Annotated in this window: 26 protein-coding genes; 15 read left to right on the plus strand and 11 right to left on the minus strand. The window is 62.8% G+C overall.

Annotated features, from left to right (window positions below; genetic code table 11):
- Window positions 1-111: 111 nt before the first annotated feature.
- From OVA24_RS09455 to OVA24_RS09470, 4 genes are all read left to right on the plus strand, one after another.
- A complete protein-coding gene (locus tag OVA24_RS09455; RefSeq protein WP_267674962.1) occupies window positions 112-879 on the plus strand; it encodes a hypothetical protein in 768 nt (255 codons plus the stop codon).
- 246 nt (window positions 880-1,125) lie between these two features.
- Window positions 1,126-1,962 (plus strand): hypothetical protein, encoded by an 837-nt coding sequence (locus tag OVA24_RS09460; protein ID WP_267674963.1) that lies wholly within the window; start codon window positions 1,126-1,128, stop codon window positions 1,960-1,962.
- Between the two features lie 46 nt (window positions 1,963-2,008).
- Window positions 2,009-2,533 carry a hypothetical protein gene (locus OVA24_RS09465; protein WP_267674964.1) on the plus strand — a complete coding sequence of 175 codons (525 nt, stop codon included), beginning with the start codon at window positions 2,009-2,011 and terminating at the stop codon, window positions 2,531-2,533.
- Window positions 2,534-2,536: 3 nt separating this feature from the next.
- Window positions 2,537-3,562, plus strand: a complete 1,026-nt coding sequence (locus OVA24_RS09470; RefSeq protein WP_267674965.1) for a hypothetical protein — start codon at window positions 2,537-2,539, stop codon at window positions 3,560-3,562.
- Window position 3,563: 1 nt separating this feature from the next.
- Here OVA24_RS09470 and OVA24_RS09475 read toward each other — a convergent pair whose 3' ends face one another.
- The gene (locus tag OVA24_RS09475; protein ID WP_267674966.1) at window positions 3,564-4,166 is read right to left on the minus strand and encodes a hypothetical protein; all 603 of its coding nucleotides are present in this window, start codon (window positions 4,164-4,166) and stop codon (window positions 3,564-3,566) included.
- Between the two features lie 81 nt (window positions 4,167-4,247).
- Here OVA24_RS09475 and OVA24_RS09480 point away from each other — a divergent pair, with 81 nt between their 5' ends.
- From OVA24_RS09480 to OVA24_RS09490, 3 genes are read left to right on the plus strand one after another with little or no spacing between them, the layout of a single operon-like run.
- On the plus strand, window positions 4,248-4,655 hold the full coding sequence (locus tag OVA24_RS09480; protein ID WP_267674967.1) for a hypothetical protein: 408 nt from the start codon (window positions 4,248-4,250) through the stop codon (window positions 4,653-4,655).
- Window positions 4,652-5,188 carry a hypothetical protein gene (locus OVA24_RS09485; RefSeq protein WP_267674968.1) on the plus strand — a complete coding sequence of 179 codons (537 nt, stop codon included), beginning with the start codon at window positions 4,652-4,654 and terminating at the stop codon, window positions 5,186-5,188. Before OVA24_RS09480 ends, OVA24_RS09485 begins: the two co-directional genes overlap by 4 nt.
- The gene (locus OVA24_RS09490) at window positions 5,185-7,308 is read left to right on the plus strand and encodes a hypothetical protein (RefSeq protein ID WP_267674969.1); all 2,124 of its coding nucleotides are present in this window, start codon (window positions 5,185-5,187) and stop codon (window positions 7,306-7,308) included. The genes OVA24_RS09485 and OVA24_RS09490 overlap by 4 nt, the downstream gene beginning before the upstream one ends.
- Window positions 7,309-7,312: 4 nt before the next feature.
- On the opposite strand, the gene OVA24_RS09495 is transcribed toward OVA24_RS09490, so the two are convergent.
- Both OVA24_RS09495 and rarD read right to left on the minus strand, forming a co-directional pair.
- Window positions 7,313-8,071 carry a zinc ribbon domain-containing protein gene (locus OVA24_RS09495; RefSeq protein WP_267674970.1) on the minus strand — a complete coding sequence of 253 codons (759 nt, stop codon included), beginning with the start codon at window positions 8,069-8,071 and terminating at the stop codon, window positions 7,313-7,315.
- On the minus strand, window positions 8,068-8,949 hold the full coding sequence (gene rarD / locus OVA24_RS09500; protein ID WP_267674971.1) for an EamA family transporter RarD: 882 nt from the start codon (window positions 8,947-8,949) through the stop codon (window positions 8,068-8,070). Before rarD ends, OVA24_RS09495 begins: the two co-directional genes overlap by 4 nt.
- Window positions 8,950-9,202: 253 nt before the next feature.
- On the opposite strand from rarD, the gene OVA24_RS09505 reads away from it, so the two are divergent.
- Complete coding sequence (locus OVA24_RS09505) at window positions 9,203-9,634, plus strand: deoxycytidylate deaminase (protein ID WP_267674972.1); 432 nt, start codon at window positions 9,203-9,205, stop codon at window positions 9,632-9,634.
- Complete coding sequence (locus tag OVA24_RS09510) at window positions 9,631-10,161, plus strand: hypothetical protein (RefSeq protein ID WP_267674973.1); 531 nt, start codon at window positions 9,631-9,633, stop codon at window positions 10,159-10,161. The genes OVA24_RS09505 and OVA24_RS09510 overlap by 4 nt, the downstream gene beginning before the upstream one ends.
- Window positions 10,162-10,214: 53 nt before the next feature.
- Here OVA24_RS09510 and OVA24_RS09515 read toward each other — a convergent pair whose 3' ends face one another.
- The gene (locus tag OVA24_RS09515) at window positions 10,215-11,768 is read right to left on the minus strand and encodes a glucose-6-phosphate isomerase (protein WP_267674974.1); all 1,554 of its coding nucleotides are present in this window, start codon (window positions 11,766-11,768) and stop codon (window positions 10,215-10,217) included.
- A gap of 22 nt (window positions 11,769-11,790) precedes the next feature.
- On the minus strand, window positions 11,791-12,315 hold the full coding sequence (locus OVA24_RS09520; protein ID WP_267674975.1) for an adenine phosphoribosyltransferase: 525 nt from the start codon (window positions 12,313-12,315) through the stop codon (window positions 11,791-11,793).
- 253 nt (window positions 12,316-12,568) lie between these two features.
- On the opposite strand from OVA24_RS09520, the gene OVA24_RS09525 reads away from it, so the two are divergent.
- Window positions 12,569-12,934, plus strand: coding sequence for a DUF2200 domain-containing protein (locus OVA24_RS09525; protein ID WP_267674976.1), 366 nt, complete (start codon window positions 12,569-12,571; stop codon window positions 12,932-12,934).
- A gap of 19 nt (window positions 12,935-12,953) precedes the next feature.
- Here OVA24_RS09525 and nadA read toward each other — a convergent pair whose 3' ends face one another.
- From nadA to OVA24_RS09545, 4 genes are read right to left on the minus strand one after another with little or no spacing between them, the layout of a single operon-like run.
- Entirely contained in the window at window positions 12,954-13,889 is a 936-nt protein-coding gene (nadA, locus tag OVA24_RS09530) for a quinolinate synthase NadA (RefSeq protein ID WP_267674977.1), read from the minus strand.
- 57 nt (window positions 13,890-13,946) lie between these two features.
- A complete protein-coding gene (locus OVA24_RS09535) occupies window positions 13,947-14,768 on the minus strand; it encodes a bactofilin family protein (protein WP_267674978.1) in 822 nt (273 codons plus the stop codon).
- A 33-nt stretch (window positions 14,769-14,801) separates the two neighbouring features.
- On the minus strand, window positions 14,802-15,356 hold the full coding sequence (locus OVA24_RS09540) for a bactofilin family protein (protein WP_267674979.1): 555 nt from the start codon (window positions 15,354-15,356) through the stop codon (window positions 14,802-14,804).
- Window positions 15,357-15,398: 42 nt separating this feature from the next.
- Window positions 15,399-16,322 carry a tetratricopeptide repeat protein gene (locus tag OVA24_RS09545; protein WP_267674980.1) on the minus strand — a complete coding sequence of 308 codons (924 nt, stop codon included), beginning with the start codon at window positions 16,320-16,322 and terminating at the stop codon, window positions 15,399-15,401.
- 129 nt (window positions 16,323-16,451) lie between these two features.
- Here OVA24_RS09545 and lpxB point away from each other — a divergent pair, with 129 nt between their 5' ends.
- Together lpxB and OVA24_RS09555 are read left to right on the plus strand one after the other, a co-directional pair.
- Window positions 16,452-17,570, plus strand: coding sequence for a lipid-A-disaccharide synthase (lpxB, locus tag OVA24_RS09550; RefSeq protein WP_267674981.1), 1,119 nt, complete (start codon window positions 16,452-16,454; stop codon window positions 17,568-17,570).
- A 61-nt stretch (window positions 17,571-17,631) separates the two neighbouring features.
- Window positions 17,632-17,808 carry a hypothetical protein gene (locus OVA24_RS09555; RefSeq protein WP_267674982.1) on the plus strand — a complete coding sequence of 59 codons (177 nt, stop codon included), beginning with the start codon at window positions 17,632-17,634 and terminating at the stop codon, window positions 17,806-17,808.
- A gap of 15 nt (window positions 17,809-17,823) precedes the next feature.
- On the opposite strand, the gene OVA24_RS09560 is transcribed toward OVA24_RS09555, so the two are convergent.
- Window positions 17,824-18,450 carry a RibD family protein gene (locus tag OVA24_RS09560; RefSeq protein WP_267674983.1) on the minus strand — a complete coding sequence of 209 codons (627 nt, stop codon included), beginning with the start codon at window positions 18,448-18,450 and terminating at the stop codon, window positions 17,824-17,826.
- 87 nt (window positions 18,451-18,537) lie between these two features.
- Between OVA24_RS09560 and OVA24_RS09565 the strand changes: the two genes are divergently transcribed.
- The gene (locus OVA24_RS09565) at window positions 18,538-20,373 is read left to right on the plus strand and encodes an SLC13 family permease (RefSeq protein WP_267674984.1); all 1,836 of its coding nucleotides are present in this window, start codon (window positions 18,538-18,540) and stop codon (window positions 20,371-20,373) included.
- On the opposite strand, the gene OVA24_RS09570 is transcribed toward OVA24_RS09565, so the two are convergent.
- Window positions 20,374-20,880: a glycine cleavage system transcriptional repressor gene (locus tag OVA24_RS09570; RefSeq protein ID WP_267674985.1), complete on the minus strand. Its 507-nt coding sequence runs from the start codon at window positions 20,878-20,880 to the stop codon at window positions 20,374-20,376.
- A 150-nt stretch (window positions 20,881-21,030) separates the two neighbouring features.
- Between OVA24_RS09570 and OVA24_RS09575 the strand changes: the two genes are divergently transcribed.
- Together OVA24_RS09575 and nuoD are read left to right on the plus strand one after the other, a co-directional pair.
- Complete coding sequence (locus OVA24_RS09575; RefSeq protein WP_267674986.1) at window positions 21,031-22,845, plus strand: hypothetical protein; 1,815 nt, start codon at window positions 21,031-21,033, stop codon at window positions 22,843-22,845.
- 73 nt (window positions 22,846-22,918) lie between these two features.
- Complete coding sequence (gene nuoD / locus OVA24_RS09580) at window positions 22,919-24,178, plus strand: NADH dehydrogenase (quinone) subunit D (RefSeq protein WP_267674987.1); 1,260 nt, start codon at window positions 22,919-22,921, stop codon at window positions 24,176-24,178.
- Window positions 24,179-24,185 lie beyond the last annotated feature (7 nt).

Genomic DNA, 24,185 nt, shown 5'->3' on the forward strand with positions numbered 1-24,185 from the left:
TTATTCATTTTTTATTTGTTAAGGTTTCAAAAATTTTTTACGGTGTCCCCAGCCAACAGCTTCTGAGTTCGAGTTTTTTGCGCTGGAATGACAAAAACTTTAATAGCGGTGATGGGGTGGATCGGAGCGAGCCTCGCAGGGGGCGACGCTTCGATTTTGTTCGGTGACCGTCTGGAAGCCGCGCATGAGGGACTGCTTGAGGAGCGCCGGTCCGCGCTTTCATCGTTGAGCGATCCGTTCGGAGTTCCTCAGGTGGCGCGCAGGGTGGCGGAGCAGTCCGGCGACAGCCTGCGGGCGAACCTGCCCTGGAAGCGGAACATCACCGCGACGGTGTTCTGGGTGGGGGAACAGCCTTCGGAAAACAATCCGACAACGAATGTGAAGAGTGCCTGGGACCAGAACTGGCAGGGCAGCTTCGGCGGATATGACCACCCGGAGAACCGGGACGGTTTCGCGCCGGCGGGATTCGCGCCGCGGCTCAACCCGTTCTATGTGGCGCTTCCCTACAATGACATCGGGAAAGACGGCCGCCACCGGCCGGAAGCAAGTGAGGTGATCCCCTGGTTCTGGCGCAGCTATCGCGGGGACAACGTGTCCGTCTGCAAGGGACGCTGGCTTGCCATCCACCATGCCGGGCGTGTCTGCTACGCGCAGTGGGAGGATGTCGGACCGTTCGAGACAGATCATTTCCAATATGTGTTCGGCAGCGAGGCTCCGCGCCCGAACCTCAACCAGGCTGCGGGCATCGACCTGAGCCCGGCGGTCCGGGATTTCCTGAATCTCCGCAGCGGGGCCACGGTCGAGTGGCGCTTCGCCGAGGACTATGAGATCCCCGCCGGTCCTTGGAAGTCTTGGAGTGATCCGTCCGCCAACCGCTGAATTCCTTTCCTGCAACTGCTGTCCAAAAACCCACACCCACCCGATCCGCCCACCCGTGTTCACGTAATATTTAATTTCTGGAGCCGCATTATGATAAGTGCTGCTCCAGCCGACCTGGATCGGGTATTCTGTCCCGAATTGGCACGAACGGTGAAAGCCGCACGTGCCACTCTGATCCAGGTCGACCGCTTCTCCGGCCGAAGGGCCGACGGGGCGGGCGGATGCCACACACCTCCACACCCAGCCATGAAAACAAGCCACGCAGTCGCTGCCATCCGGGCGGTTGCACTCACCCTCTGCGCGATCTGTGCCGGAACGGCGCGGGCCCAGGATCCACCGGTGCCGGTCGGATCCCTGTCCGCGACCCCCGCGTACGTACAGATCGGTGAGAGGCCGATTTTGAGCTGGGACATCACCTATCCGGCGGTGGTGAAGGACATTGTGGAAATCACCCCTCCCGGGACCTGCACGCCGAAAGTCAAGGTGACGATGGATGTGCGGGTCATCGGAGCGTCCGTCAAGGTGGTATGGACGAACCTGTGGGGACAGGTCACCCGTTGGGAATGGGTACCGGCCGAGGCCCAGGTAAGCATCAACAACAGCAACTATTCCCGGATCTTCTGTGACACCCAGGACAAGGTGAACCCGTCAACGGTGGTCTACAGCGGTACCGTGCAGCCGGGGAATGCCATCAACTTCGCGGGACGCTATTACTTCGACGGATGGTCGACCCTTTTCAAATCCACCAATCCAAACGGCAATGTGGTGGCCCTGGTCAACGGTGACATACCGCCCACCACCACGCCGCTCTACCAACAGCCTACGATCGATGATTTCATCCGCCAGTATCTGGACGGTGAAGGGCGGGTGAAAATCGGCCCGAAAGATGTGATCTATCTGATGGAGTTGACCCACACCAACAAAAGGGATTCCGGTTTTGATCTACAGGATCTCGCCCTTCTGGTCACCTTCCGGACGAAGAGCAACAACGGCCACGGCAACAACGTCGATGGTGTCGATTCCAGCAATCCCGGGAATGCCCCGAAGGTGGACGGCGATCCGACCGTTGATGACGAACGCTGAAGTCCGGCCCCACTATTTTCCCCCTCCCCCGAACCCCCGACATCCCATGAAGCGAATCCCATGTTCCGGAGCCATCGCACTGGCGGCTTCGATTTCTCTGCTTTCCGCCCAACAGAAGCAGCAGATGCGTGATGCGGCGACCCACGAGCAGCTCGCGGGCGCGCTGAAGCAGCAGCAGGCGAACGATCCGCTCCGCGAGCTTCCGCGCCAGGAGGGGAAGGATCCGAGCAAGGAGAATGTCCCCCAGGATCTCATCAGCCGTTCGGACGTCCTTTGTTTCAACGGACTGGCCACCTTGGTCCCGAAAAAATCGATCCTCGCGCTGCCTCCGCAGTTCGCGGACCGTGTCGGCATGCAGCCCGGCGCGCGGCTGGTCGGCTGGGCCGAATTCCACGCCGCGAACCGTGGCTGGGTGACATCCCAGGAAATCACGCTCGCACAGGCACGTGGAGAGCAGCCTCTGGAGGAGGCGCTCAACGAGCGTCTGGCGAAGAGCGCCAATGTCGTCGTCTCCACCCTGCAGGGGGGGCCGATCTCAAAACTGCAGCCCATCCCCCCGAAAACCAACTGATTCATGAAAACGGGTATTTTCAGGATCCTTTCACTCGCGGCTCTCACGGTGACGTCCATGTCCGCGCAGACGACGGCCACCTACACCAATTTCATCAGGCAGATCCAGATGCCGTCCGGTGTGGAATGGGAGCTGAGCAACATCAGTGCGAGCGGCGAACAACAGTCCGGACTCTCCGTGGCGGATGACGGTGCCCGGTTCGAGCTGTGGACGGTGAAATCCGCTCCCCTGACTTCCTACCTGCTCGACAGCAAATTCGTTGGATCCTACATCCCGACTGCAACGCTGGTGATCCGGTCTGAGGATCCCTACACGACCATCCCCAGAACCCGGGCCGACCGTCCGTTCTGGGTGGATGTGAATGTCACGGGGCTTTCGGCGGACGCCACCGCTCCCTCAGCGGCCAGGAGCGTCACCTTCCTGCAGCACACGCAGTCGTATGGGCTCGGCGGTCTGGGTCTCAATCTGGACCGGTTGCTCGCCACCTTGCTCTCCCAGACCGCCATCACCGGCAACGGGGAGCGGACATTCAGCTTCCAGGTGACGTCGATCACAGGGGCGGACCGCACCAAGGTGAGGGGTGAGGAGCGTTTCTCCATCTTTTCCCTTCCGGACCAGCTTTCCCCTGCTTCGCAACTGGCGTCCCAGTACATCCAGATCTGGCCTGTTGCGAATGGCAGCATCTCCGGCATCGCGGAGGGGGAGGTTTTCCGGGCGAAGATCCGGACGCTGACCGTCGCTGCCACGGACCTGTATCCGGACTCCCGCGCCTACCTCCAGATCTACAAGGGGCCGGCGGTGCTCGGCACGGAGGGCATCGTGGTGCCTTCATCGGTCATGCTGGGTGACGCGAACGTGCCGAAGGATGATGCCCGCCCGGTGGACCTCGACACCTATGTGACCTCAGACGGGATGTGGACCGTGGAGTTGCTCACCTCAACCCCTTTTGGCATCGACCGCCTTGCGAAACTGACCTTCCAGGTGAGCCGCAACCTGCATGTGAACAGCATGCTGGGCACCATGGAATAGGTCACCTGTCCGGTGACGCGAGAACCTGCCTGATCTCCTCCCTCAGATTGTCGTTCCGATAGATCAGCGAGAATTTCGATTCGCGTTTCTTCCGCAGGAGATCCTCGACCTCCGTAAATGCCAGCAAGATGAACAACCCCTTCACCGGCTCCCGATGAAACGACTGGGTCTTGGTGGCGAACTGGTCGCTGACGGTCCTCTGCTGGAGGTTGTTGGTGAGCTTTCCCTGTTCCGCGGTGATCTGCTTCCGCAGTTCCTCGAACCGTCCCTCCATGATCTGGGAGGACGCCTCGGGGTCGGAGTAGTGGACTGTCAGTTCGTAGAGCTTGCCGCCGAGGAACCGTCCCTCCACGGAGGCGGCCCGGGTGTCCGGCAGGAAGCCCTTCCTGGGCTGGATCTTCAGCACCCGCAATGCAGGTTGATCCCCGGGGAGAAAAAGATTAACGTCCAGCGAATGTCTCCCCGCCCAATCAATCAGCTTCTGTGGAGAATCCCCCCATTGCAGGCCGAAGGGGGGTTCCAGGATGGCCTGTCCGACCGCGGTGCGGGCGGCGCACAGCAGGAAGATGAGGATCAGTCCGGAAATCCTGGCGGCACCTGTCACGGGCGCACTTTCCGCAATGTCCGCCGGTTCCGCAAGCCGGGATCCGGCAGGGGTTTCGTTCTGGTGGAGGCGACGCTTTCGATGGCGATTCTGACGATTCTGGGGCTGGTGCTGTTGAAGCTTTCCCTCAATGTCCTGCACCCCCGGCAGTGGGCGTTGCAGCAGACGGTGACGGACGCCTACATGACTTATGAGCGGGCATACGCCCAGCGGGTGCCTTTCGAAACGATCACGTCCAATGCCTCGCCCTGGCCGGTGTATCCGAACACGGTCCAGACCACGGTCGAGCTGGGCCGCCTGCCCGGCAACCGGCCCATCAACGGCACGGTCTACCGCTCGCGCAGCGCGGATCCGGGGAACCTCGACATGTCCGGCACCGCCGCCACCAATCCGGCGGGAATGACCGTATGGAGGCTCCAGAGCGTGGTGACCTACCAGATCGGCGGCCGCCAGTACATCAAATCCCGAACCGTCGTCCGGACGCAATGAAACGCTGCCACCGCATGATGAAGAAAGGGATGACCTTGGTTGAACTGACCCTGGCCATGGGCGTTGGTCTGTCGATCGCGGCCATCATCCTGCTGTTGATGAACCAGCAGATCACGTTCCTGAGGATCCTGGGAGCGCAGAGTTTCCTCAGCGAGGAAGCGCCGATGATCGGCCTCTATGTCGGGAAGATGGCGGGGAAGGCGGACCGTTTCCGGCTCCATGCCACCATCGACGACGCACTGGCCGGGCGGAATCCCAGGTTGACGGCATCCCCCGTGATGCTGATGAACTTCCGCCAGCCGGATGGAACCATGCGGTCCGCGATCCTGGCCTACGAGGAGAAGGATGGCAGGGAGGAACTCAACTACTATCTGGTGCCGGACTCCGCCAGCCCGAGCCTCGGGACCCGGCAGTGGTCGATCACGCGCAAAGCCTCGGATGTCTCCTTCTTCGTGACGGATGGCATCCTCCGCATGCAGCTCACCGGACCGGCCGACGAGCGGCTCACCTACTCGGGAACGATGCAGCAATGAAGACGAATCCAAGATACCGCCACCCGGCGGGCTATGTTGCCTATGTGATGGTGATCTCCACGGCGGCGATCCTCACCTTCATGCTGATCTTCGCGTACAAGCGGGCGCTGCTCTCCCAGTCCGTCCAGTCGACCATCCAGCTCAGGGTGGACTACAACGAGAAGGAGGACGTCATCCTGAGGTCCATCGTGGCGATCACTCCAAACCGCGCGATGCGGGCGATGAGGAACGGATCCGCGGCGGCCGGGACATCGAGGGATTCCCTGCGTTGGCAGAACATCTTTGCGGATGCGGTCATCCAGGCGAATGCGGGCACCTCCATCACCACCGACGGGAAGAAGAACATCGGTCAAGGCAACAGCGTTTCGTCGAACGCCGGGGACGGTGCGTTGGGAACCACCAACCTGATGTTCACCAACGTCCATGGAGCCGCGAACACCGTCTATGTGACGCCGGGGATCAACCGCACGCTTTCCAAAGGATTCCCCGAGGCCTTGGTCTCCACCGATGGCACGGTGAACACGAACGACCTGGTCTATCCCATCATCGCCAACAGCAAGAACTACAATGGACTGGCGGCAAAGGAGTACAAGACGCTGAAGTATCCCGCGATCAACTTCGGCTATGCGAAGCCCGGGGAGAACTTCCTGGCGAAGAGGAACTGGTGGGGATTCTCGATGGACCTGGCGGATCATGACAATGGTCTGACCGGGACGGCGCTTTCACGGAGGGAGTTCGTGCTCTCGATCTATGAGGTGCCATCCCAGCTTGCGATCTCCGCGTCTTCCTTCGTCAACCTTGGCAAGTACAAGGACGGGGTGGACTGGAAGAACATCGACATCTCCGGAAATGTGTTTGCGGACAGCGCGGTGGTGGAGGCCGGCGCCGTCCTGCCGGGCCTTTCCACTCGCGGGGGGCTGACGCTGGACAGGAACGCGACGGTGGGCGGGAAGAAATTCGACGGCAATCCCTTCACCCCCGGTGTCCGCGAGGCGTATGAAGTCGCCAACGGAGGTTATTTCCCGATTTCCATGCCATCTGAAAGCGGGCGCGCCGCCTTCATTCCGATCAACCGGGGGGCGGACTTCTTCGACCGCCACTCCGTGACGAATGATGATGAGACCAACACCCTCTCCACCACGGCTTGGAATGACTACAGCTCCGGCGCGAAGCAGTGCGCGATGCGCCTGGACGTCACGAAGGTGACAGGCGGCGCGTCTCCTTCTCCCACGGAGTTCCGGTTCCACTACTACAAGGGAGGGAGCCGGCGCTATGATGACTTTCCTCCCATTCAGGGGACTGCGGCCTCGGTCCCCATCGGTTTCACCCATGTGGCGAACCGGAACGACACCTACTACTTCTCCGAGCCGGTGGATGTGGCCTATGGCACCACCTCGAAGTTGTATTTCAAGTCAGGTGTTTCCGGAAACATCACCTTCAGTGACTCCGCCTTCGGATGGTCGGGAGGCGGGACCCGTAGGGGATATTTCCGCCCCCGTGTACCGTTCACCACGACGGTCGGCCCGCAAGGCAGGATCTGTGTCTCCGTCTTCCCGGAGCGATTTCCCAAATTCCTCGCCGCGATCGGAGCGGACAACGTGACGATGAACAACTCGCTGGTGGTGAATTCCGACTACCGCTCGAACGTGGCGGTGAAAAAGCCCTCGTTTCCGATCGCGAGCGGTGACTTCGGTCTTATCCTCAACGAATGCGCGAACCTCTCCTCGTTCACGAAGGGATTCTCCCTGGTGACGAACTACCGGCTCTACATCGGCAGTGATTTCAATACCGTGAGCATCGCGGCTCCCGCGGGATACACCGGGACGCTGCCCTACTACCCACCGTGTTCGTTGTTCGCCCCGGAAAAGCGCTTCGGAGCGGACTCTTCGCCCTATGCGGTGGGGGTAACCGGGCAGATCGGGTCGTTGGCCGCCAAAGACAATACTGATGAGGACAAAGCCGCGAGGCCGTTGGACTCACGCGGCATCAACGATGCCCTGCTCAACCCGGCGAACACCACCATGAACCTTCGGCCGATGGTCGATCCGGCGGACCTGCCACCGGTGACGATGATGAACTGGCTGGTGGTGATCGAGGAGCGCCGCAAGGAGTTCTGGTGACCGCTCAGCCGTTGTGGAGGATGCGCCCGCAGTTTTCACAGGTGGCGCGTTCCGTTCCGGCCTGCACCTTCACCACGGTGGAGGCGATGAGTTTCATCTGGCAACCGCCGCAGCGGCCGCCGTCGAGCATGGGTGCCACGGCCAGACCATCCTTCGTCTTCATCAGACGTTCATAGTAGGCGAGGAGGGAACCTTCGACCGCGGCGGCGAGGGGCGCCCGTTCTTCCCTGACTTCATCCCGGGTGGCGGTGAGGCGTTCCTTCCTGTCGCGGATGCTTTTCAGGTCCTCGTCGATCAGACCCTGGGTGTGCTTCTTCGCGCTTTCCGCGTCCGCCAGCACCTTGCGGAACTTGTCCACCTCCTCCATCAGTTCCAGTTCCTGGGTCTCCAGTTCGTCCACTTCCTTTTCATAGCGGGTGACTTCGTGGCCCAGCGCCTGGAACTCCTCGTTCTTGCGTGTTTCGAACTGCTGGTTCTTCAGGCGGAGGATGCTGGTGCGGCGGGTGTTGGCGTCCAGCTCGACCTTTTTTACCTTCAGTTCGGCATCGCGGAGGGCGTCGTGGGCTTTTGTGACGGCGGCCTGGTCGGCGGCGAGCTTCGCGTTCGCCCTGGCTTCGTCCTGGGGGAGTTTGTCCAGGTCTTTGGCGAGCGCGAGCAACCGGCGGTCACGGTCCTGGAGGATCAACAACGAGCGCACTTCATCGAGCATGCCCATGGGTAGCCGCCCGGTGGACACGGGGCAAGCCCCGTTCGCGGGGCTCATACGGACCGGGTTTTCCGTCCACGCATGGAGTCCCAGGCATAGATGGAAACGGCCGCCCAGATCAGGCCGAAGGAGACGAGCCGCAGGGTGCTCATTTCCTCCTGATAGAGCAGCCAGCCGATGAGGAACTGGATGGTGGGGCCGATGAACTGGAGGATGCCCAGCGTGGTCAGGCTGATTTTCCGCGCGGCGTAGCCGAAGCACAGCAGCGGTGCGGCGGTGGCTACCCCGGTGGCGGCCACCAGAAGGAACTGGGACGGGGAGGTGCCGAAGGCATCCGCCGGGGTGGTGGAGTGGAGGACGAGCCATCCCAAGGCCAGCGGGGCCAGCAGAACGGTCTCCGCCGTGAGTCCTGCCAGCGAGCCGAGCGGGGTGCGCTTCCGGATCACGGCGTAGAGGGAAAATGTCACCGCCAGCGTCACCGCGATCCACGGAAACCTGCCGATGGCCTGGACCTGGAGCAGCACGCCGCAAAAAGCGATGGCGATGGCCGCGAGCTGGCCACGGCTGTGGCGCTCCCCGAACCACAGCGCGCCGAACAGCATGTTGAAGAACGGATTCAGATAGTAGCCCAGAGCACCCTCGATGATGTGGTTGTTCAGCGTGGCCCAGATGTAGAGCAGCCAGTTGGAGGACAGCATGAGCCCGGACAGCAGGTGCCAGAAAACGGCACGCGGCGAACGCAACCCCGCGCCGAGCGAGGAGGTCTCCCGCCGCAGCCGCAGGATCAGCAGCAGGATGACCAGCGACCATAGCGTGCGCTGGGCGACGATGGAGATGGGCGGCAGGAAATGCAGCAGCTTCCAGAACATTGGAAGCACCCCCCAGAGAAAGAAGGCGGCGATGGCGGCCAGGACTCCGGAGCGGGGTGAGTTCACTTCCGTGGAATCTGGCGGCGGGCGGGCGTGAATCCAAGTGGGAATGTGTCCAGGTGGGGGTGGGTGGTACAGTGTGGCCCGGTAGGGCCGGCGAAGCTGTAACGCGGGAAGTCCACGGGTATTCCTCCTCGCATGGGAGGTCATCCACCCATCCGTCGGAAGCTTCGGCGCGCCCGGTGGTCGCTGCCCTGCCACGTTACCCGTCCCATGGGTTGCGCTTGGCAATTTCCAGGCGACCGGCCAATGTCGCCCCATGACTTCCGAACGTCTTTCGATCCCCCGTTACGCGATGGCCCTGGCGCACGTCGCCAGCCTGCGGTCGGAGGATCCGTACCGGAAGGTGGGGGCGGCGGCGCTTGATTTCGACAACCGGGTGATCGGTACCGCCTACAATGGTCTGGCGCCGGGTTTCAACGCGCCGGAGGGCTTCTGGTCGGACCGCGACGCCCGGCAGAAGTTCATGCTCCACGCGGAGATCAACCTCTGCAGCCTGTTCAAGCGCGGTGAGGTGAAGCTGGTGGCCACCACCACCATGCCCTGCACCGCCTGCATGCAGACGCTGTGCTCCTACGGTATCAAGGAGATCTACTATCATGAAGCCTACCACGTTTCCGACGCCCCGGAGATCGCCCGCATCTATGGGGTGAAGCTGGAGCAGATCACGGACTATCCGATGGTGAAATGAATCCGGCCCACCGATCCGCGTCCACCCGGCGCATCATCCTCATCACCGCGCTGGTGACGTTCCTGGTGACGTCCATGGCATGGCTGGGCATCGGCGGACTGGGGTATTTCCTCATGGTGAGGGAGGAGCCGGCTTTCCACGTGACGGTGGATCACCCGGACACCGTGGCGGTGGGAGAGGAGTTCGATCTTTCCGTGCTGGTGGAGGGCAGGGGAGGAAAGCCGTTGAATCTGGGCAACATCGACTTCGCGGATGGCCTGCTCGACGGATTCGAGGTGGTCTCCGCGGTGCCAAGGCCGGGATCGAGGACCCGCGCCTTCGGGCTCACCAGCTACTATCTGGAGCCTGCGGCGAAGTCCGCTTCCCGCTATGAATTCAAGCTCCGCCTGCGGGCGAGGGAGACGGGTTTCTGGGCAGGAGACATCGACTGCTGCACACCGATGGGGAATTTCCTGACCACCCACATCTCAATCGATGTGGGATTCCCTCCGGCGGCTGCGGGAACTCCGGAAAAGCCCGCGGAGTGAACGTCGATCCACCGGCGCGGGCATGTCGCCCGGCCGGTTGACCGCGAAGGCCCTCAGAGCTGGAAGGTGTCTTCCGCAGGGGTCTTGCCGATGGAGATCTGGACCTCGCCGTTGGCGGCCAGGTGGGTGAGGCAGTGATAGACGTCCTCCGGATCCGCATCGACCTCCAGTGCGATGGCATCCGCCGTCTTCGCATCCGCGATGAGGCGGCTGCGGACGCGGTTGAGAAGGTCCAGGAAGATGCCGGCGGCTTTCTTCCCCGCCTCCACACCAGGCTGGTGGTAGGCGTTGATGTTGACGAGCGAGGCGTAGAAGGAAACCGCACGCTCGAACAGGGCGATGAGCAGGCCGAGGTAGAATGGGGTAACCTCCGGGATGGAGATGGTGATGGACTTCCGGCCGGACTCGTGGAGCGCCTTGCGGGTGCCGCGGAGGAAGCCCTGGAGGTAGTCCGCGCTGGTGGTGCCTGGATCCACCTCGATGCTGGAACCGCTGCGGCCCTTGCGCACTTCGATGAACACGGCGAAGAAGTTGTTCACACCGTCACGGAGCTGCTGCACGTAGGCATGCTGGTCCGTGGAACCCTTGTTGCCATAGACGGCGATGCCCTGGTTGACGACGTTGCCATCCAGGTCGTGCTCCTTGCCGAGCGACTCCATGACGAGCTGCTGGAGGTACTTCGAAAACAGAACGAGGGAGTCCTTGTAGGGCAGGACGACCATGTCTTTTTCACCCTTGCCCTTGCCAGCGTTGTGCCAGGCGAGGGCCAGGCGGAGCGCGGCGTTGGTGGCGGCGTCCGGCTTGCGGGTCTCCGCATCCATGGCGGCGGCGCCGGCCAGCATGGAGTCGATGTCGATGCCCTGGAGCGCGGCGGGAACAAGGCCCACGGTGGAAAGCACGGAGGTGCGGCCGCCGACCCAGTCCTCCATCGGGAAGCGGGCGATGAAGCCGTTGTCGGTGGCGTATTTGTCGAGCTTGGATCCCGAGCCGGTGATGGCGACAGTGTGCTTGCCGAAGTCGAGCGAGGCGGCATCGTAGGCGGCCTTCGCCTCCAGCATGCCGTTGCGCGTCTCAGGGGTGCCGCCGGATTTGGAAATGACCAGCACCAGGGTCTTGTTGAGGCCGCGGCCGCGGAGCTTGGCGATGACGTTGTCGATGCCCTGCGGATCGGTGTTGTCGAAGAAGAAAAGGGGGAGGCGGGAGAACTGGCCGAGGGCGTCAGCGACGAGCTGGGGGCCGAGGGCGGAGCCGCCGATGCCGATGAGCAGGATCTGCTCGAACACGCCGCCGGAGGGTGGTGCCACGGCACCGGTGTGTACGTTCTCCGCGAAGGTCTTCAGCGCGGCGAGTGGTCCGGTGATCTCCGCGCGGAGTTCCGCGGTCGGTGCCAGGGCGGGGGTGCGCAGCCAGTAGTGGCCGACCATGCGTTGTTCGTCAGGGTTGGCGATGGCGCCCGACTCAAGGGCCTGCATGTCGGAGAACGCTTTCGCGACGTTTCCACTCAGCGAGCTTTCGTGCTCCGCAGGGATGTCCATCAGGGACAGGTCGAGGGAGAAGGCCAGCTTGGGGTAACGGACGATGCTTTGGTTGTAGGATTGCCAGGACATGGTATGCGGACGTATTTTGAAATCAGTAGGTGAGAAGGGAATGGACGGGATGGCCGGCGAGCTTTCCGCGCCCCTCCAGGAAGGCCAGTTCGATGACGAAGGAGATGCTGATGATCCGGGCTTCCAGTGTGCCGAGCAGTCCGGCCGCAGCGGCGGCGGTCCCTCCGGTGGCCAGCAAGTCATCGACAAGGAGGACATTCTCACCGGGGGAGACGGCGTCCTGGTGGAGTTCGATGACGGATTCCCCGTACTCCAGCGCGTAGGCGGCCTGGTGGGTTTTCCACGGCAGTTTGCCCTTTTTCCGGATGGGCACGAAGCCGGCGCCCAGGCGGTCCGCCACGGCGGCCCCGAAAATGAATCCCCGTGCGTCGATCCCGGCGACCTTGTCCACCTTCGCCCCTCCCGCGGTCTCGCAGAGCAGGTCGATGGTGCGGCGGAGCAAGCGTCCATCCGCCAGGATGGGGGTGATGTCCTTGAAAATGATCCCCTCCTTCGGGAAGTCGATCACGTCGCGGATGGCGGCGTGAAGCTCTGCGGAGTTGGACATGCGGGGAGAGTCCAGATTTCGGGGGCAGGAATCAAGTGAAGAGGGCGAAATGCGATGAAAGTGCCTCATGGGGCTCATGGGAGATGTCATCGGCGGAAAAGCTCCGCAGGAGGGGGAGTATCGGGAGCGCAGGTCTGTTGGTGGGGTCCGATTCGCCCTTGCCTATTTATCCTCGTCCAACGCACCCGCCTGAATCATGGTTTGTAGCTGCGGATCACAGCTTCCCCTCGTTCCCGAAATCAGTCACCACCTCATGAACCCGACAGCACATCACGACAAGAAGATCGCTGACATGCATTTCGCTTCCGTCTATCCGCATTATGTTGCGAAAGTGGAGAAAAAAGGGCGCACGATTGATGAACTCCACCGGGTCATCGCATGGTTGACCGGTTTCAGTGAAAAGGATCTCAAGCGCCTGGTGGAGAGCCAGGCCACGTTCGCGGAATTTTTCGGGGAAGCCACCCTCAATCCCCATGCGGATCTCATCACCGGTTCGATCTGCGGTTATCGGATCGAAGAAATCACCGTACCACTGACCAGACAGGTGAGATATCTGGACAAGCTGGTGGATGAACTGGCGAAAGGCCGCAAGATGGAGAAGATCCTGCGGGAACCTTAGCACGCCGGAGCGGAATGGCTCACTTCGACTGCTCCAGCATCCGCAGCAACGGGGCTTCCGCGCGCTTGCGGATATCCTCCGGCATCTCGACGCGTGGCTCCAGCTTGTCGAGGCAGTCGCGGAGTTTCTCGAGCGTGTTCATCTTCATGTAGCGGCAGTCCGCGCAGGCGCAGCGGTCCGTCGGTCCGGCGATGAGGTTCTTGTCCGGGGCTTCCTTGCGCAGGCGGTGGAGCATGCCGCTCTCCGTGACGACGATGATGTTCTTCACCGGTGCGTTCTTCACGTAGGTGACCATCTTCTCCGTGGAGCAGACTTCATCCGCCAGCAGGCGCACGGCCTGCGTGCACTCCGGGTGGGCGACGACCAGCGCGTCGGGATATTCCGCCTTGATGCGGTTGATGGAGTCGCGCGTGAACTCGACGTGGACGTAGCAGTTGCCCTTCCACAGGTCCATCTTGCGGCCGGTTTGCTCCATGACCCACGCACCGAGGTTCTCATCCGGAACGAAAAGGATCGGACGGTCCGGCGGGGCCTGGTTGACGACCTTCACGGCATTGCCGGAGGTGCAGATGACGTCGCAGAGGGCCTTCACCGCGCCGGAGCAGTTGATGTAGGCGATGACGTAGTAGTTTTTCTCCGCGTTCGCCTTGAGGAAGGCCTCCAACTGCGGGGCGGGGCATGACTGTTCCAGCGAGCAACCGGCGTCCTTGTCGGGAAGGACCACGATCTTGCCCGGGTTCACGATCTTGGCGGTCTCCGCCATGAAATGCACGCCGCAGAAGACGATGACGTCCGCATCCGTCGCCTTCGCGTGATAGGCCAGCCCCAGGGAGTCCCCCACATAGTCGCCGAGGTCCTGGATGTCTCCGGACTGGTAGTTGTGGACGAGGATGACGGCGTTCCTGGCTTTCTTGAGGGCCAGGATTTCCTCCTTCAGGTCGAGGGCGGCGGGCATGCGGGGATTATAAGCGGAATTTCGGGAAAGGAAACCAGTGGCAATATTGCCGTGCTGTCAGGATTTCGGGGGCTGGATCATCTCGATGGCTCCGGTGTGCTTCGCGCCTTCCTTGATGACGAGTGAGGCGGCCTTCACAAGTCCCTGGAGGTGGGCCCGCTTCGCCAGGGTGATGGCGCCGGTGCAGGAGATCTGGCCGCGGACATTTCCGTCGATGAAGGCGGAGGCGGCGGTGACCGGATTGAGGAACTCCACCTTTGCCCCGCGCTCCACGCGGAGCTGGCGGCAGGACACTTTGCCGAGGATCTTGCCATGACTGCGGATGACGAGATCTCCGGAGCAGTCAACCGATCCGGCGAGTTCACCCAGCACGGTGAGGTGGTGGCACTGGATGGTGATCCCGGAAACCACGCCGGACTTGTCGATCAACACATCGCCCCGGGTCTGGATCCGGCGGTTCCACGGCTCTGAAATGACGTAGTCCCGCAAGCTGATGTAGGCGCTGCAGCGGGGACACTGGCTGGACTGGGCTTCCGCGACGGCCTTGTGGGTATGGCTGCAACTGAAGCACACCACTTCACGGGGTGGCTTCTGCCGGAAAATGAGCCGACGGAAAAAGGATGGTTTCGGAGGAGCGGCGGGCTGTGGCTTGAAGGGGGGGATCTTCTCAGCCTGAGGCTCGCTTGCGGGAGCATCCGGCCGGACTTTGGCGAGGCGGGTGGTCGCCCGGTAGCGGGGGACCGCTTTTCCGTCGATCACCTGGAAGTTTCCGCGGCAGGACCGGCACTGCGTGGAGACGACCATGGCTGGCTCAAGCTGGCGGTGCCCGCAGTCCGGGCACACCAGTTCGATGCGATGGCGCTTGGGCTCATCGGCCATGGTCGTTCAAACGGGCAGGGAAGTGTGGGGCTTTCAAGCCTTGGTTCCCGCAAGCTCACCTTGCTTTTGTTCCGCGGCGGGCTTGGACGCGGGTGCGCCTTGGGCCGGGGTGCCGACCGTCGATTTGCCGACGAAGATGGCACCGGCCTCGATGGAAAGGGTCTTCGCCTTGATGTCGCCGACGACTTCAGCGCTGGACTTCAGTTCGACACGGTCGGTGACGCTGATGTTTCCATGCACCTTGCCGTAGATGACGACGGTGTTGGTCTTGATCTCCGCCTTGATCCGGGCGTTCTCACCGACGGTCAGGTTGCCGTCGGAAGAGATTTCCCCCTCGATCTTGCCATCGACGACGAGGTCGTTGGCGAATTTGACGGTGCCTTTGATCTCAACGTCGGAGGAGAGGACATTCCGTGTGGCTCCAGCCGCAGGACGGGCCTGGGAGGCCGGAACGCTGGAAGAAGGAGGAGCTGGGACGGAATAGGAAGATGCCGCGGAAGGTGCGGAGGGAGCTGCCGATGGCAGGTCGTGGGAAGGTGCCGGGCTGCCGGTGGGCCCGAGGTCTTGGCCGATTACTTTTTTGAACACGGATTAAAAGAGGAGTGGGCGAGATTGAATGTCAAACGGAATTCAAGGTTTTGGTGCGGGCGCTGGGGCCTCGGGTGCCGGGGGCGGTGCGGGAGCCTCAGGTGCCGGAGCGGCAGGGGTTTCCGGAGCGGGTGCAGGGGCCTCGGGAGCGGGTGCAGGGGCCTCGGGAGCGGGTGCAGGGGCCTCGGGAGCGGGTGCAGGGGCCTCGGGAACTGGTTCTGGCGCGGGAGGTGTCAGGCCGGGAAGTGAGAGCAGGTTTTCCGGCGCAGGTGCGGGCGCATCGCCCGGGGCGGGGGCCGGAGCGGGTGGCGGCTCGATCTCCACGGGGGCCTTTGCATTCAGGATGCCGATGCGGGCGGAGGCGGTGGTGGCGAAGTTGCTGCCGGGGAACTCGTTCTGCGCGCGCTCGTAGTATTTCCGGGCTTCGTCGATTTTGCCGGCGTTTTTCGCCAGATCCCCGAGGGAAAGGAGGGCGTATGGAGCGAGGTAGCGGGTGGACTCCCCGCCGGAGACGATCTCTTCGAAGGTCTTGGTTGCTTCGTCCGACTTGCCCTGGGAAGCCAGTTTGGAGGCGAGGCTGGCTTTGGCGGTCGCCAGAGCGGGGTGCTCGGCTTGTTCAGAGATGAAGGAGCGGAGGGTGGCGATGGAGTCGTCCTGCTGGCCGTCGGACCACTGCTTTTCCGCGAGGAGGAGGCGTGCGCTGCCGCCTGCCGGGGTTTCCGGGTAGTCCTTCACCAGCTTCTGCAGGGCGGCCAGATCCTCCGCCTGGCTGAGATCCGCTCCGGCGGTGTGCTGATGGCTCTTCTGGAGGCCGCGGTAGATGATGAACGCGGCGGCGGCGATGACGAGAACGACGGCCAGGATCAACAGATTCTTCTGGTTCCTGTCCATGAACTGGTCGAAGGCGGACGGCTCTTGGGAGATTTCTCCGAGGGGACGGGGCGTTTCGTGGGAATCTGCGGACATTGGGAAAGCTGGATTTCGCGGTGTGGCGGAGGCGTGATCAAAGCCGGGGCAGCGTCGAAAGCAACCCGGAAGTCTGGAGGTGCGGATTTTTCGTGGTATTGCGGTGGGGGGACGCTATGGATGCGCGCGATGTCCGGACGCGTATATGTGGTGGCGGGGGAGCTGAGCGGTGATGCGCACGGCGCGGGTTTGTTGCGCTCCCTGCTGGAGCGGAAGCCGGGGACCGAGGTGGCGGGGGTGGGCGGACCGCAGATGGCGGAGGTGGCAGGGACGAAGGACTGGGTGGAGGATGCCGCGGTGATGGGCGTGTGGGAGGTGCTGAAGCGTTACGGCTGGTTCAAGGAACGCTTCGGGGAGATGCTGGAGGAGGTGAAAAGATTCCGGCCGGACGTGCTGCTGCTCATCGACTATCCCGGTTTCAACCTGCGCTTCGCCAAGGCGGTGAAGAAGGAATGCCCGGAGGTGAAGCAGGTCTATTACATCAGCCCGCAGGTTTGGGCGTGGAACAAGAAGCGCATCCCGAAGATGGTCGCGCTGCTGGACCAGATGATGTGCCTGTTCCCGTTCGAGGAACCCATTTTCGCCAATGCCGGACTGAAGACGAAATTCGTCGGCCATCCGCTGGTGGATGAGCTTGAGGAACGGAGGATGGATGTCACGCGGGAGGAGTCCCTGGTGGGTCTGTTCCCCGGGAGCCGTGAGCGGGAGGTGTCCTCCCTGTTCCCGATGATGGTGGAGTCCGCGAAACAGCTCCACGGCTGGCGGCACGGCCTGCGGTTCGAAGCACCCGCCGCGTCCACTAAGCTCGCGGAAATCATGCGTGGAATGGTGCGGGAGGCGGGGGCGGATGCCTTTGTCACCGTGACGGACGGCGGAGCCCATGCCCTGATGCAGCGGGCGGCGTGCGGGGTGATCGCCAGTGGCACGGCGACCCTGGAGGCGGCCTATTACGGCCTGCCCTATTGCCTGGTCTACAAGGTGGCCGGGCTGACGTACGTGATGGCGAAGCTGCTGGTGAAGATCAAGTTCATCGGCATCGTGAACATTCTGGCGGAGGAACAGGTGGTTGAGGAATTCATCCAGGGGGAGGCGGAACCGGAGAAGGTGGTGCCTGCACTGAAGCGCTTCATCGAAGATCCCGGGACCCGTGTGGCGTTGCAGGTCCGGCTGGCGGAGACGTCGGCGAAGCTGGGTGGTCTGGGGGCCCACGCGCGGGCGGCTGAGGTGGTTGCCGGATGGCTGCCCTGATTACGCTGCTTTTTTGGTCCTTGGGGGTTGCGTTCCCCGGGCGAGTGGTTATTGAAGGCGCGTGAAGAAAATTTTCCTGATCGCGCTGCCTCTCTGTGTGCTTGGATTTTCCTGCGAGCGCCACGATTTCGAGGAAACGAAGAAGCTCCACCAGTCCCATGGCAGCCACGGCGGTCATGGCGATGACCACGGCCACGGCGCGGACCACGGCAAGAAGGACGACGGTCACGGCCATTGAACCGTGCCGGAGGGATCAGGTTTTCCGGTCCCGCGTATAGCTGACGAAGCACTCGCCCGATTCCGGGTGAGCCTCGAAGTGTGAGATTCTGAAATGGCGGGTCGCCGGGAGGAAATCCCGTGCTGTCCCGGTGGCGGTGGGTGCCTCCTGCCCCCCGAAGAGCGTGTGCCCTGCCAGGGTGGCGTGGAAATCATCCACCAGATCCAGATCGGCCAGTTCCCGGATCAATTCGCCTCCTCCTTCACAGTGGAGGTTTTTGACGTGGTGGTTGGCCGCCAGTTCCAACAGGAAATCCGGAAGATTCCCCGTATGGACCGTGACTCCTGCGGGAACGGGCGGAGGCGGGCCACCGGTCACCAGCAGGTGGATGGCACCGCCAGGGGTGGAGAAGATGGGGTGGCCCGGATCGAGCTTCCCGCTGCGGGAGACGATGCAGCGCAGCGGGTTCTTCGGGCCGGTCATGGTCATGCGGTCGTTGTCGAGCGTTCCGCGGCCGGCCAGGATGGCGTCGGCGTTTTCCCGCAGGGCGAGGAACCGGCGCTTGTCCCCGGGGGAGGTCCAGCCGGATGGGGCATGCGCGGGGGAGGAGATCTTGCCATCGGCGGAGATCGCCAGGTTGGTGGAGATCCGCGGGCGCTTCATGGGGGGAGGGTGTGGGATCGTTACAGTCTTGTCAAAGACGCTCGGGGGCTGCATTGACGGGCGCCCCACGAGGGGATGCATCCATCCATGACGTTAGAAATCGGCCTCACCCTACTGGTCATCCTGATCACCCTGGTCGCATTCATCCGCGAATGGGCGGCGCCGGATGTGCTGGCGCTCACGATCCTCTGTCTGGTGGTTGCGTTGAAGCTGGTGAGTCCGACGGAGATGATGGATGTGTTCCGCAATGAGGCCCCGCTGACCATCGCCGCGCTCTTTGTCATTGGCGGTGCGCTCGAGCGGTCGGGCGCGGTGGATCACATCGGAAAGGTGCTGAAGAACAAACTGTCGGGGAATACCCGCATCGCCATTCTCGCCTTCTCCCTGCTCGCCGCGTTCTTCAGTGCATGGATGAACAACACGGCCATCGTCGCCATCCTCCTGCCGGTGACTCTCGGCTTTGCCCGCAGCAAGGACATCGCGCCGTCCCGCCTGCTGATGCCGCTTTCCTACTCCTCGATCCTGGGGGGGTGCTGCACCCTGATTGGTACTTCGACCAACCTGCTGGTCAATGGGTCGTTGAAGGGTCTGGGCGAGAAGCCGATGGGTATGTTCGAACTGGCTCCGATCGGCCTGCCGATGGCCGTCGCCGGCATCGGCTATCTGGCGATCTTCGGTCCGAAGCTGATCCCAGCGCGTTCCTCGATCACCGGTTCCCTTGAGATCGATCACCGGACCTCGCCGCTGCACCATCTCCTGATCGGCAGGGGTTCTCCCATCGTCGGCATGAAGCTGGTGGACACCCCGCTGGCCGACCGTGCCTCCGGTGTCCACGTGATGGAGATCCGCCGCAAGGGGACCCGTCTGATGACCCCCATTTCCAAGCTGGTGATCGAGCCGAACGACCGCTTCCTGGTGGCGCTGCACCGCCGGCGCGGTGGGGCGGCCAAAGCGGAGGAGTTGTTCGACGAAATCGGCGCGCAGGTGCTCTCGACGGTGGACGGCATCGTTTCCGAGTTGGTCATCCGGGATGAATCCTCCCTGCACGGCAAGACCCTGGCTGCATCGGACTTCCGCCAGCGCTACAACTGCGTGGTGCTGGCCGTGCACCGGGACGGCATCAACATCACCAGTCAGATCGCCACGCTCCCGCTGGAAACCGGTGACACGCTGCTGGTCATCACCGCGCTCAACAACCTGGACAGCCTGAAGGCCACCCGGGATTTCGTGCTGACGGACCTGCCGGAGGAGGCTCCCTCCCAGGATGAGCCGAAGGTGGGGAAGAACAAGCACATCATCATCTCCTGGGCCACGCTGGTGGGGGTGGTGCTGGTGGCGACGTTGACGGACTTCCTGCATCCCTTTGTTTCGTGGATCCCGGAGATCCCGATCCACTACGCGGCGCTCGTCGGAGCGCTGCTCCTGCTGTGGCTGAAGATCGTCACGCCGCGTGAGGCATATGCGAGTGTGGATTGGCAGGTGCTGCTGATGCTTTACGGACTGCTGGGGCTCGGCATGGCGATGCAGAACACAGGGACGGCGAAGTTCCTGTCCACGGAGATCGTGGAGCTCACGGAGCGTTTTGTCTCCCCGGAGTATCTGCCGGTGGTGCTGTTGTGGACGGTGTTCCTGCTGACCTTGATCCTGACGGAGGTGCTTTCGAACAATGCGACGGCGGTCATGATGGTGCCCATCGTCGTAACGCTGGCGCATGAGCTGAAAGTGGACTCCCGTCCTTTCGTCATGGGTGTGACCGTGGCTGCCTCCACAGCTTTCGCGCTGCCCATGGGCTACCAGACGCACATGATGGTTTTTGGGCCGGGGGGCTACAAGTTCGTGGACTTCCTCAAGGTGGGCATCCCGCTCAACATCATCTGCTGGATCATTTCCTGCAGCCTGATCCCGTTCATCTGGCCGTTCTGATCAGGAAACGTCCACGGACAGATCCCCTCCGAGATTCTCAATCGCGGTGGTGAGGGCGATGGCGTCCGAATTCTCCGGAATGGATACCACGCCGCGGGCGCGGAACAGCGGATGTCCCGCCATCGGCGCGCTTTCCAGTCCGGTGGTGAGCTCCTCGACGTTGCCTCCCGCGTTGGCGATGGCGGCGGCGAGTTCGCGGACGATGCCGGGGCGGTCGTTGCCGACGACATCCACGGAAAGGGTGCGGCGGTTCTCCGGGGCGGGGGCGGTTTCCCGCACGGTCTGTACGGTGATGCCATCCGCGCCCAGTGCCTGGAGTCGTGCGATCAGTTCATCCGCGGAGGCGTCGGCGCATTCCACACGGACGATGCCGGCGAACTGTCCTGCGAGGCGGGCCATGCGGCTTTCCAGCCAATTTCCGCCCTGGGCGGCGACGATGTCCGATAGGGTGCGCACGAGGCCGGAGCGGTCCGGGCCGAGAACGGTCATCACGAGCGAAGTGGTCATACGGGTAGTTTGAGATGGCATGGAGGACGATACGAGAGATTTCCGACAGGGGAGGGGAATCATCCCGGTTTTTCGAGATTGTTTTCTGAAAGCTTGTGAAGGGGACGAAGTTCCATCAATTTCGCTCCACGCTTCATCTCCATGCCCCCTATGGCCAACGATCATCCCTTTCAAACGCTCTTCGAATCGTTCGGACGGCTTCCATCCGCCCACACGGATGTGGTCAATCGCAAAGCCTATGGTGAGCTTCTCACCACGCTGGATGTAGAGACGGACCGGGAGGGGCGTTGCATCCTCCTCCGCGCACCGCGCGCGGGTCACGGAAAAACCCATCTCCTTTCCCGGATCCAGCACCAGCTCGGCGGCAGCCATGAGTTCATCCCGCTGCATCCGTCCGGCAGCCGGGTGGGAGCCATCTCGGTCACGGAGGATGCGCTGAACCGTCTTGGCCGGGCGCTGCCAGCAGCCGGTGGGGTGACCGTGCTGGACCTGGTGATCCGCCGACTTTTCTCCTACGCGCTGCAGCCACTGGTGATATCCGGAGAGGTGCCCTGCCAAGACCGGGAAGGCGCGCTGTCCGCGCTGCGGAACCGGCCGGTGGAGACGTTTGATTTCCACCACCCGAACGCGGTCACCGCCCACTGGGCGCGGGAGAACTTCGAGGTTCTGGGGCCGCGCCTGAACATGGAGCTGGCGCAGCGTTGCGGTCTGCCGGTGAGGGAGGTTTCGTTCTGGGTGAGCGCGTTTTTCCGCTATGCCGCGACTCCGGTTGACCATCCGGGCCGGGCGGGCGTGCTGGGCATGGAGGTGGCCGGTGAACCGGTGACGGAAGGCGTTGCCATGGAGCGCCTGACGTCCCTGCTGGCGCTGGTTTCCCTGCTGATGAGGGTGGTGCTGGTGGCGGATGATCTGGAAGGATTCTCCGCGGATGAGACGGCGGCGCTGGGCTTCGCCGCATTCATCGGTGCCATCCGCCATCAGGCGGAACGGGTGGATGTGATCATTTCCCTGAACAAGGACGTGTGGGAGAACGCGTTCACGCCCCGCCTCAGCGGAGGTCTCGCGGACCGCCTGTCGGAAGTTCTCATCGAATTGGACCCGCTTTCCGACGACGACATCATCGCCCTGTTCGACTCCCGCGTCCCGGGACTGGGAAAGGAAGTGTTCGGGCGTATTGATGCTTCGGAGCGTCATGCCCGCGGGCTGATCCGCGCGGCCGGAACGGCCTGGATGAAGGCGATCAACGACAAGGCGGAAGGAGTGCCTGCCGTGGCCCCTGCTGTAGCCGCAGCGATGGAAAGCGACCCAGCCGCCGAAGCGAATGTCCCATCACCCGCGGAGCCGTCCCCGGAGGAGGAGGAGCAACCATCTTTTGCGGAGGCTCCGGAGCCATCTCCCGCGTCGTTTTTCACGCCCGTCACGGATGAACCGGCGACAGGATTTTTCCCGGCTGCCGAGGAAGAGGTGGCCGAGCCTGTTTTCCCGTCACCCCAACCATGGGGCGGAGGATCGGTCTATGATGCGCAGGTGCTCGACGAGCCGGCCCGTGAGGAGCCGTTCAGCAACCAGCCGGTGCCTGACTTCCTGAAGGATTCTTCGTTTTTCACGCCGGTCGCTCCGGAAGAGCCGTCTGGACCGGCGCAACCCGCCGCCAATGTGCCGCCTGCCTTTCAGGTCGCCTCGCCGCACTTCCAGCAGGCCGCCCAATACGAGCCCGCGCCTCCGCCGCCCGTGTCCCACGGATCGGTCTTTGAACCGGTGTTCCAACCGGTCGTGCAGGATGAACCGGTGCAGCCGCCTCCGGCTTCCGGATCGGTTTTCGAGCCTGTCTTCGAACCAGCCTCTCCGGCAGCCGGTTTCGGCCCGCCGCCACCACCTCAACCCCAGAGACCGCAACCAAGCGTCGAAGGGGATGACCGTGTGGATGATTTGCTGAAGCAGTTCCGCGAACGGTACGGTCGCTGAAGCTTGTGAAAATTTTCACAAAGCCCTTGCCCACCATCTGTGTTTGGGTGCTTATTGGTGCGCCCGAATCCGCATGAGCAATATCACCACCGACTACGAGGTGCCGGACACGCTTGGCCGTGCCGCCAAAGCCGCCGAAGACTACCACGCGGAGACGGACGACATGATGGGGGAGCGGATGGTGCTCAATATGGGCCCTTCCCACCCGGCCACGCACGGCGTGTTGCGCCTCATCCTGGAACTGGACGGCGAGGTCATCATCAAGGCTGACCCGGATGTCGGATTCCTGCACCGCGGGGATGAGAAGATCGCGGAGAACATGCACTACAACCAGTTCGTCCCGTACACGGACCGTCTGGACTATCTGGCCCCGCTGGCGAACAATGTGGCCTACGCCATGGCCGTGGAAAAGCTGATGGGCTGGGAACTGCCTCCGCGCGGCCAAGCCCTGCGGGTGCTGTGCTGCGAACTGGCCCGCATTTCCGCCCACATGCTGGGCGTCGGTGTTTGCGCGATGGACGTCGGCGCGATGACCGTCTTCCTCTACACCTTCACTGAGCGGGAGAAGATCTACAACCTGTGCGAGCAACTGACCGGCGCGCGCTTCACCACCTCCTACACCCGGGTGGGCGGCCAACTGCGCGACATGCCTCCCGGCTTCGAGTCGTCCGTCAGGCGCTTCCTCGACGAGTGCGAAGTGGCGATCGGGGAGATCTCCAAGCTTCTCGACAAGAACAAGATCTTCCTCGACCGGATGGTGGACATCGGCGTCATCACCCGTGAGTCCGCCATTTCCTGGGCCATGACCGGGCCGAATCTGCGCGCCTCCGGCGTGCCGCGGGACCTGCGGAAGGACAGCCCCTACCTGGGCTACGAGAAATATGATTTCGACGTGCCGGTGATGGAGGAGGGCGATTGCTACTCCCGCTATTTCATCCGCATGGAGGAAATGAGGCAGTCCATCCGCATCTGCCGCCAGGTGCTGGACACCATGCCGTCCGGACCGGTGAACCTCGCGGACCCCAAGAGCATCCTGCCGGACAAGGAGCGGGTGCTCATGTCCATGGAGGAACTCATCCACCATTTCATCGTCTCCACCCAGGGCATCGACGCTCCTGCCGGAGAGGTCTATTTCGCGGCGGAGAACCCGAAGGGGGAGCTGGGATTCTACATCCACTCGAAGGGCGGCGGTGTGCCGAACCGCATGAAAATCCGCAGCCCCTCGTTCTGCAACCTGGCCATCGTTTCCAAGCTCCTGCCCGGACACATGGTTTCGGATATTCCGGCCATCCTCGGCTCGCTCGATTTCGTGATGGGCGAGTGCGACCGTTGATGCCAAG

This window comes from Luteolibacter sp. SL250 (genome assembly GCF_026625605.1).
Lineage (GTDB): Bacteria > Verrucomicrobiota > Verrucomicrobiia > Verrucomicrobiales > Akkermansiaceae > Luteolibacter.

Bases quoted from the DNA above. Each gene is read 5' to 3' on its own strand.
- OVA24_RS09455 (WP_267674962.1), top strand. From the start codon at position 112: ATGGGGTGGATCGGAGCGAGCCTCGCAGGGGGCGACGCTTCGATTTTG.
- OVA24_RS09460 (WP_267674963.1), top strand. From the start codon at position 1,126: ATGAAAACAAGCCACGCAGTCGCTGCCATCCGGGCGGTTGCACTCACC.
- OVA24_RS09465 (WP_267674964.1), top strand. From the start codon at position 2,009: ATGAAGCGAATCCCATGTTCCGGAGCCATCGCACTGGCGGCTTCGATT.
- OVA24_RS09470 (WP_267674965.1), top strand. From the start codon at position 2,537: ATGAAAACGGGTATTTTCAGGATCCTTTCACTCGCGGCTCTCACGGTG.
- OVA24_RS09480 (WP_267674967.1), top strand. From the start codon at position 4,248: ATGGCGATTCTGACGATTCTGGGGCTGGTGCTGTTGAAGCTTTCCCTC.
- OVA24_RS09485 (WP_267674968.1), top strand. From the start codon at position 4,652: ATGAAACGCTGCCACCGCATGATGAAGAAAGGGATGACCTTGGTTGAA.
- OVA24_RS09490 (WP_267674969.1), top strand. From the start codon at position 5,185: ATGAAGACGAATCCAAGATACCGCCACCCGGCGGGCTATGTTGCCTAT.
- OVA24_RS09495 (WP_267674970.1), bottom strand. From the start codon at position 8,071: ATGAGCCCCGCGAACGGGGCTTGCCCCGTGTCCACCGGGCGGCTACCC.
- OVA24_RS09505 (WP_267674972.1), top strand. From the start codon at position 9,203: ATGACTTCCGAACGTCTTTCGATCCCCCGTTACGCGATGGCCCTGGCG.
- OVA24_RS09510 (WP_267674973.1), top strand. From the start codon at position 9,631: ATGAATCCGGCCCACCGATCCGCGTCCACCCGGCGCATCATCCTCATC.
- OVA24_RS09515 (WP_267674974.1), bottom strand. From the start codon at position 11,768: ATGTCCTGGCAATCCTACAACCAAAGCATCGTCCGTTACCCCAAGCTG.
- OVA24_RS09520 (WP_267674975.1), bottom strand. From the start codon at position 12,315: ATGTCCAACTCCGCAGAGCTTCACGCCGCCATCCGCGACGTGATCGAC.
- OVA24_RS09525 (WP_267674976.1), top strand. From the start codon at position 12,569: ATGAACCCGACAGCACATCACGACAAGAAGATCGCTGACATGCATTTC.
- nadA (WP_267674977.1), bottom strand. From the start codon at position 13,889: ATGCCCGCCGCCCTCGACCTGAAGGAGGAAATCCTGGCCCTCAAGAAA.
- OVA24_RS09535 (WP_267674978.1), bottom strand. From the start codon at position 14,768: ATGGCCGATGAGCCCAAGCGCCATCGCATCGAACTGGTGTGCCCGGAC.
- OVA24_RS09545 (WP_267674980.1), bottom strand. From the start codon at position 16,322: ATGTCCGCAGATTCCCACGAAACGCCCCGTCCCCTCGGAGAAATCTCC.
- lpxB (WP_267674981.1), top strand. From the start codon at position 16,452: ATGTCCGGACGCGTATATGTGGTGGCGGGGGAGCTGAGCGGTGATGCG.
- OVA24_RS09560 (WP_267674983.1), bottom strand. From the start codon at position 18,450: ATGAAGCGCCCGCGGATCTCCACCAACCTGGCGATCTCCGCCGATGGC.
- OVA24_RS09565 (WP_267674984.1), top strand. From the start codon at position 18,538: ATGACGTTAGAAATCGGCCTCACCCTACTGGTCATCCTGATCACCCTG.
- OVA24_RS09570 (WP_267674985.1), bottom strand. From the start codon at position 20,880: ATGACCACTTCGCTCGTGATGACCGTTCTCGGCCCGGACCGCTCCGGC.
- OVA24_RS09575 (WP_267674986.1), top strand. From the start codon at position 21,031: ATGGCCAACGATCATCCCTTTCAAACGCTCTTCGAATCGTTCGGACGG.
- nuoD (WP_267674987.1), top strand. From the start codon at position 22,919: ATGAGCAATATCACCACCGACTACGAGGTGCCGGACACGCTTGGCCGT.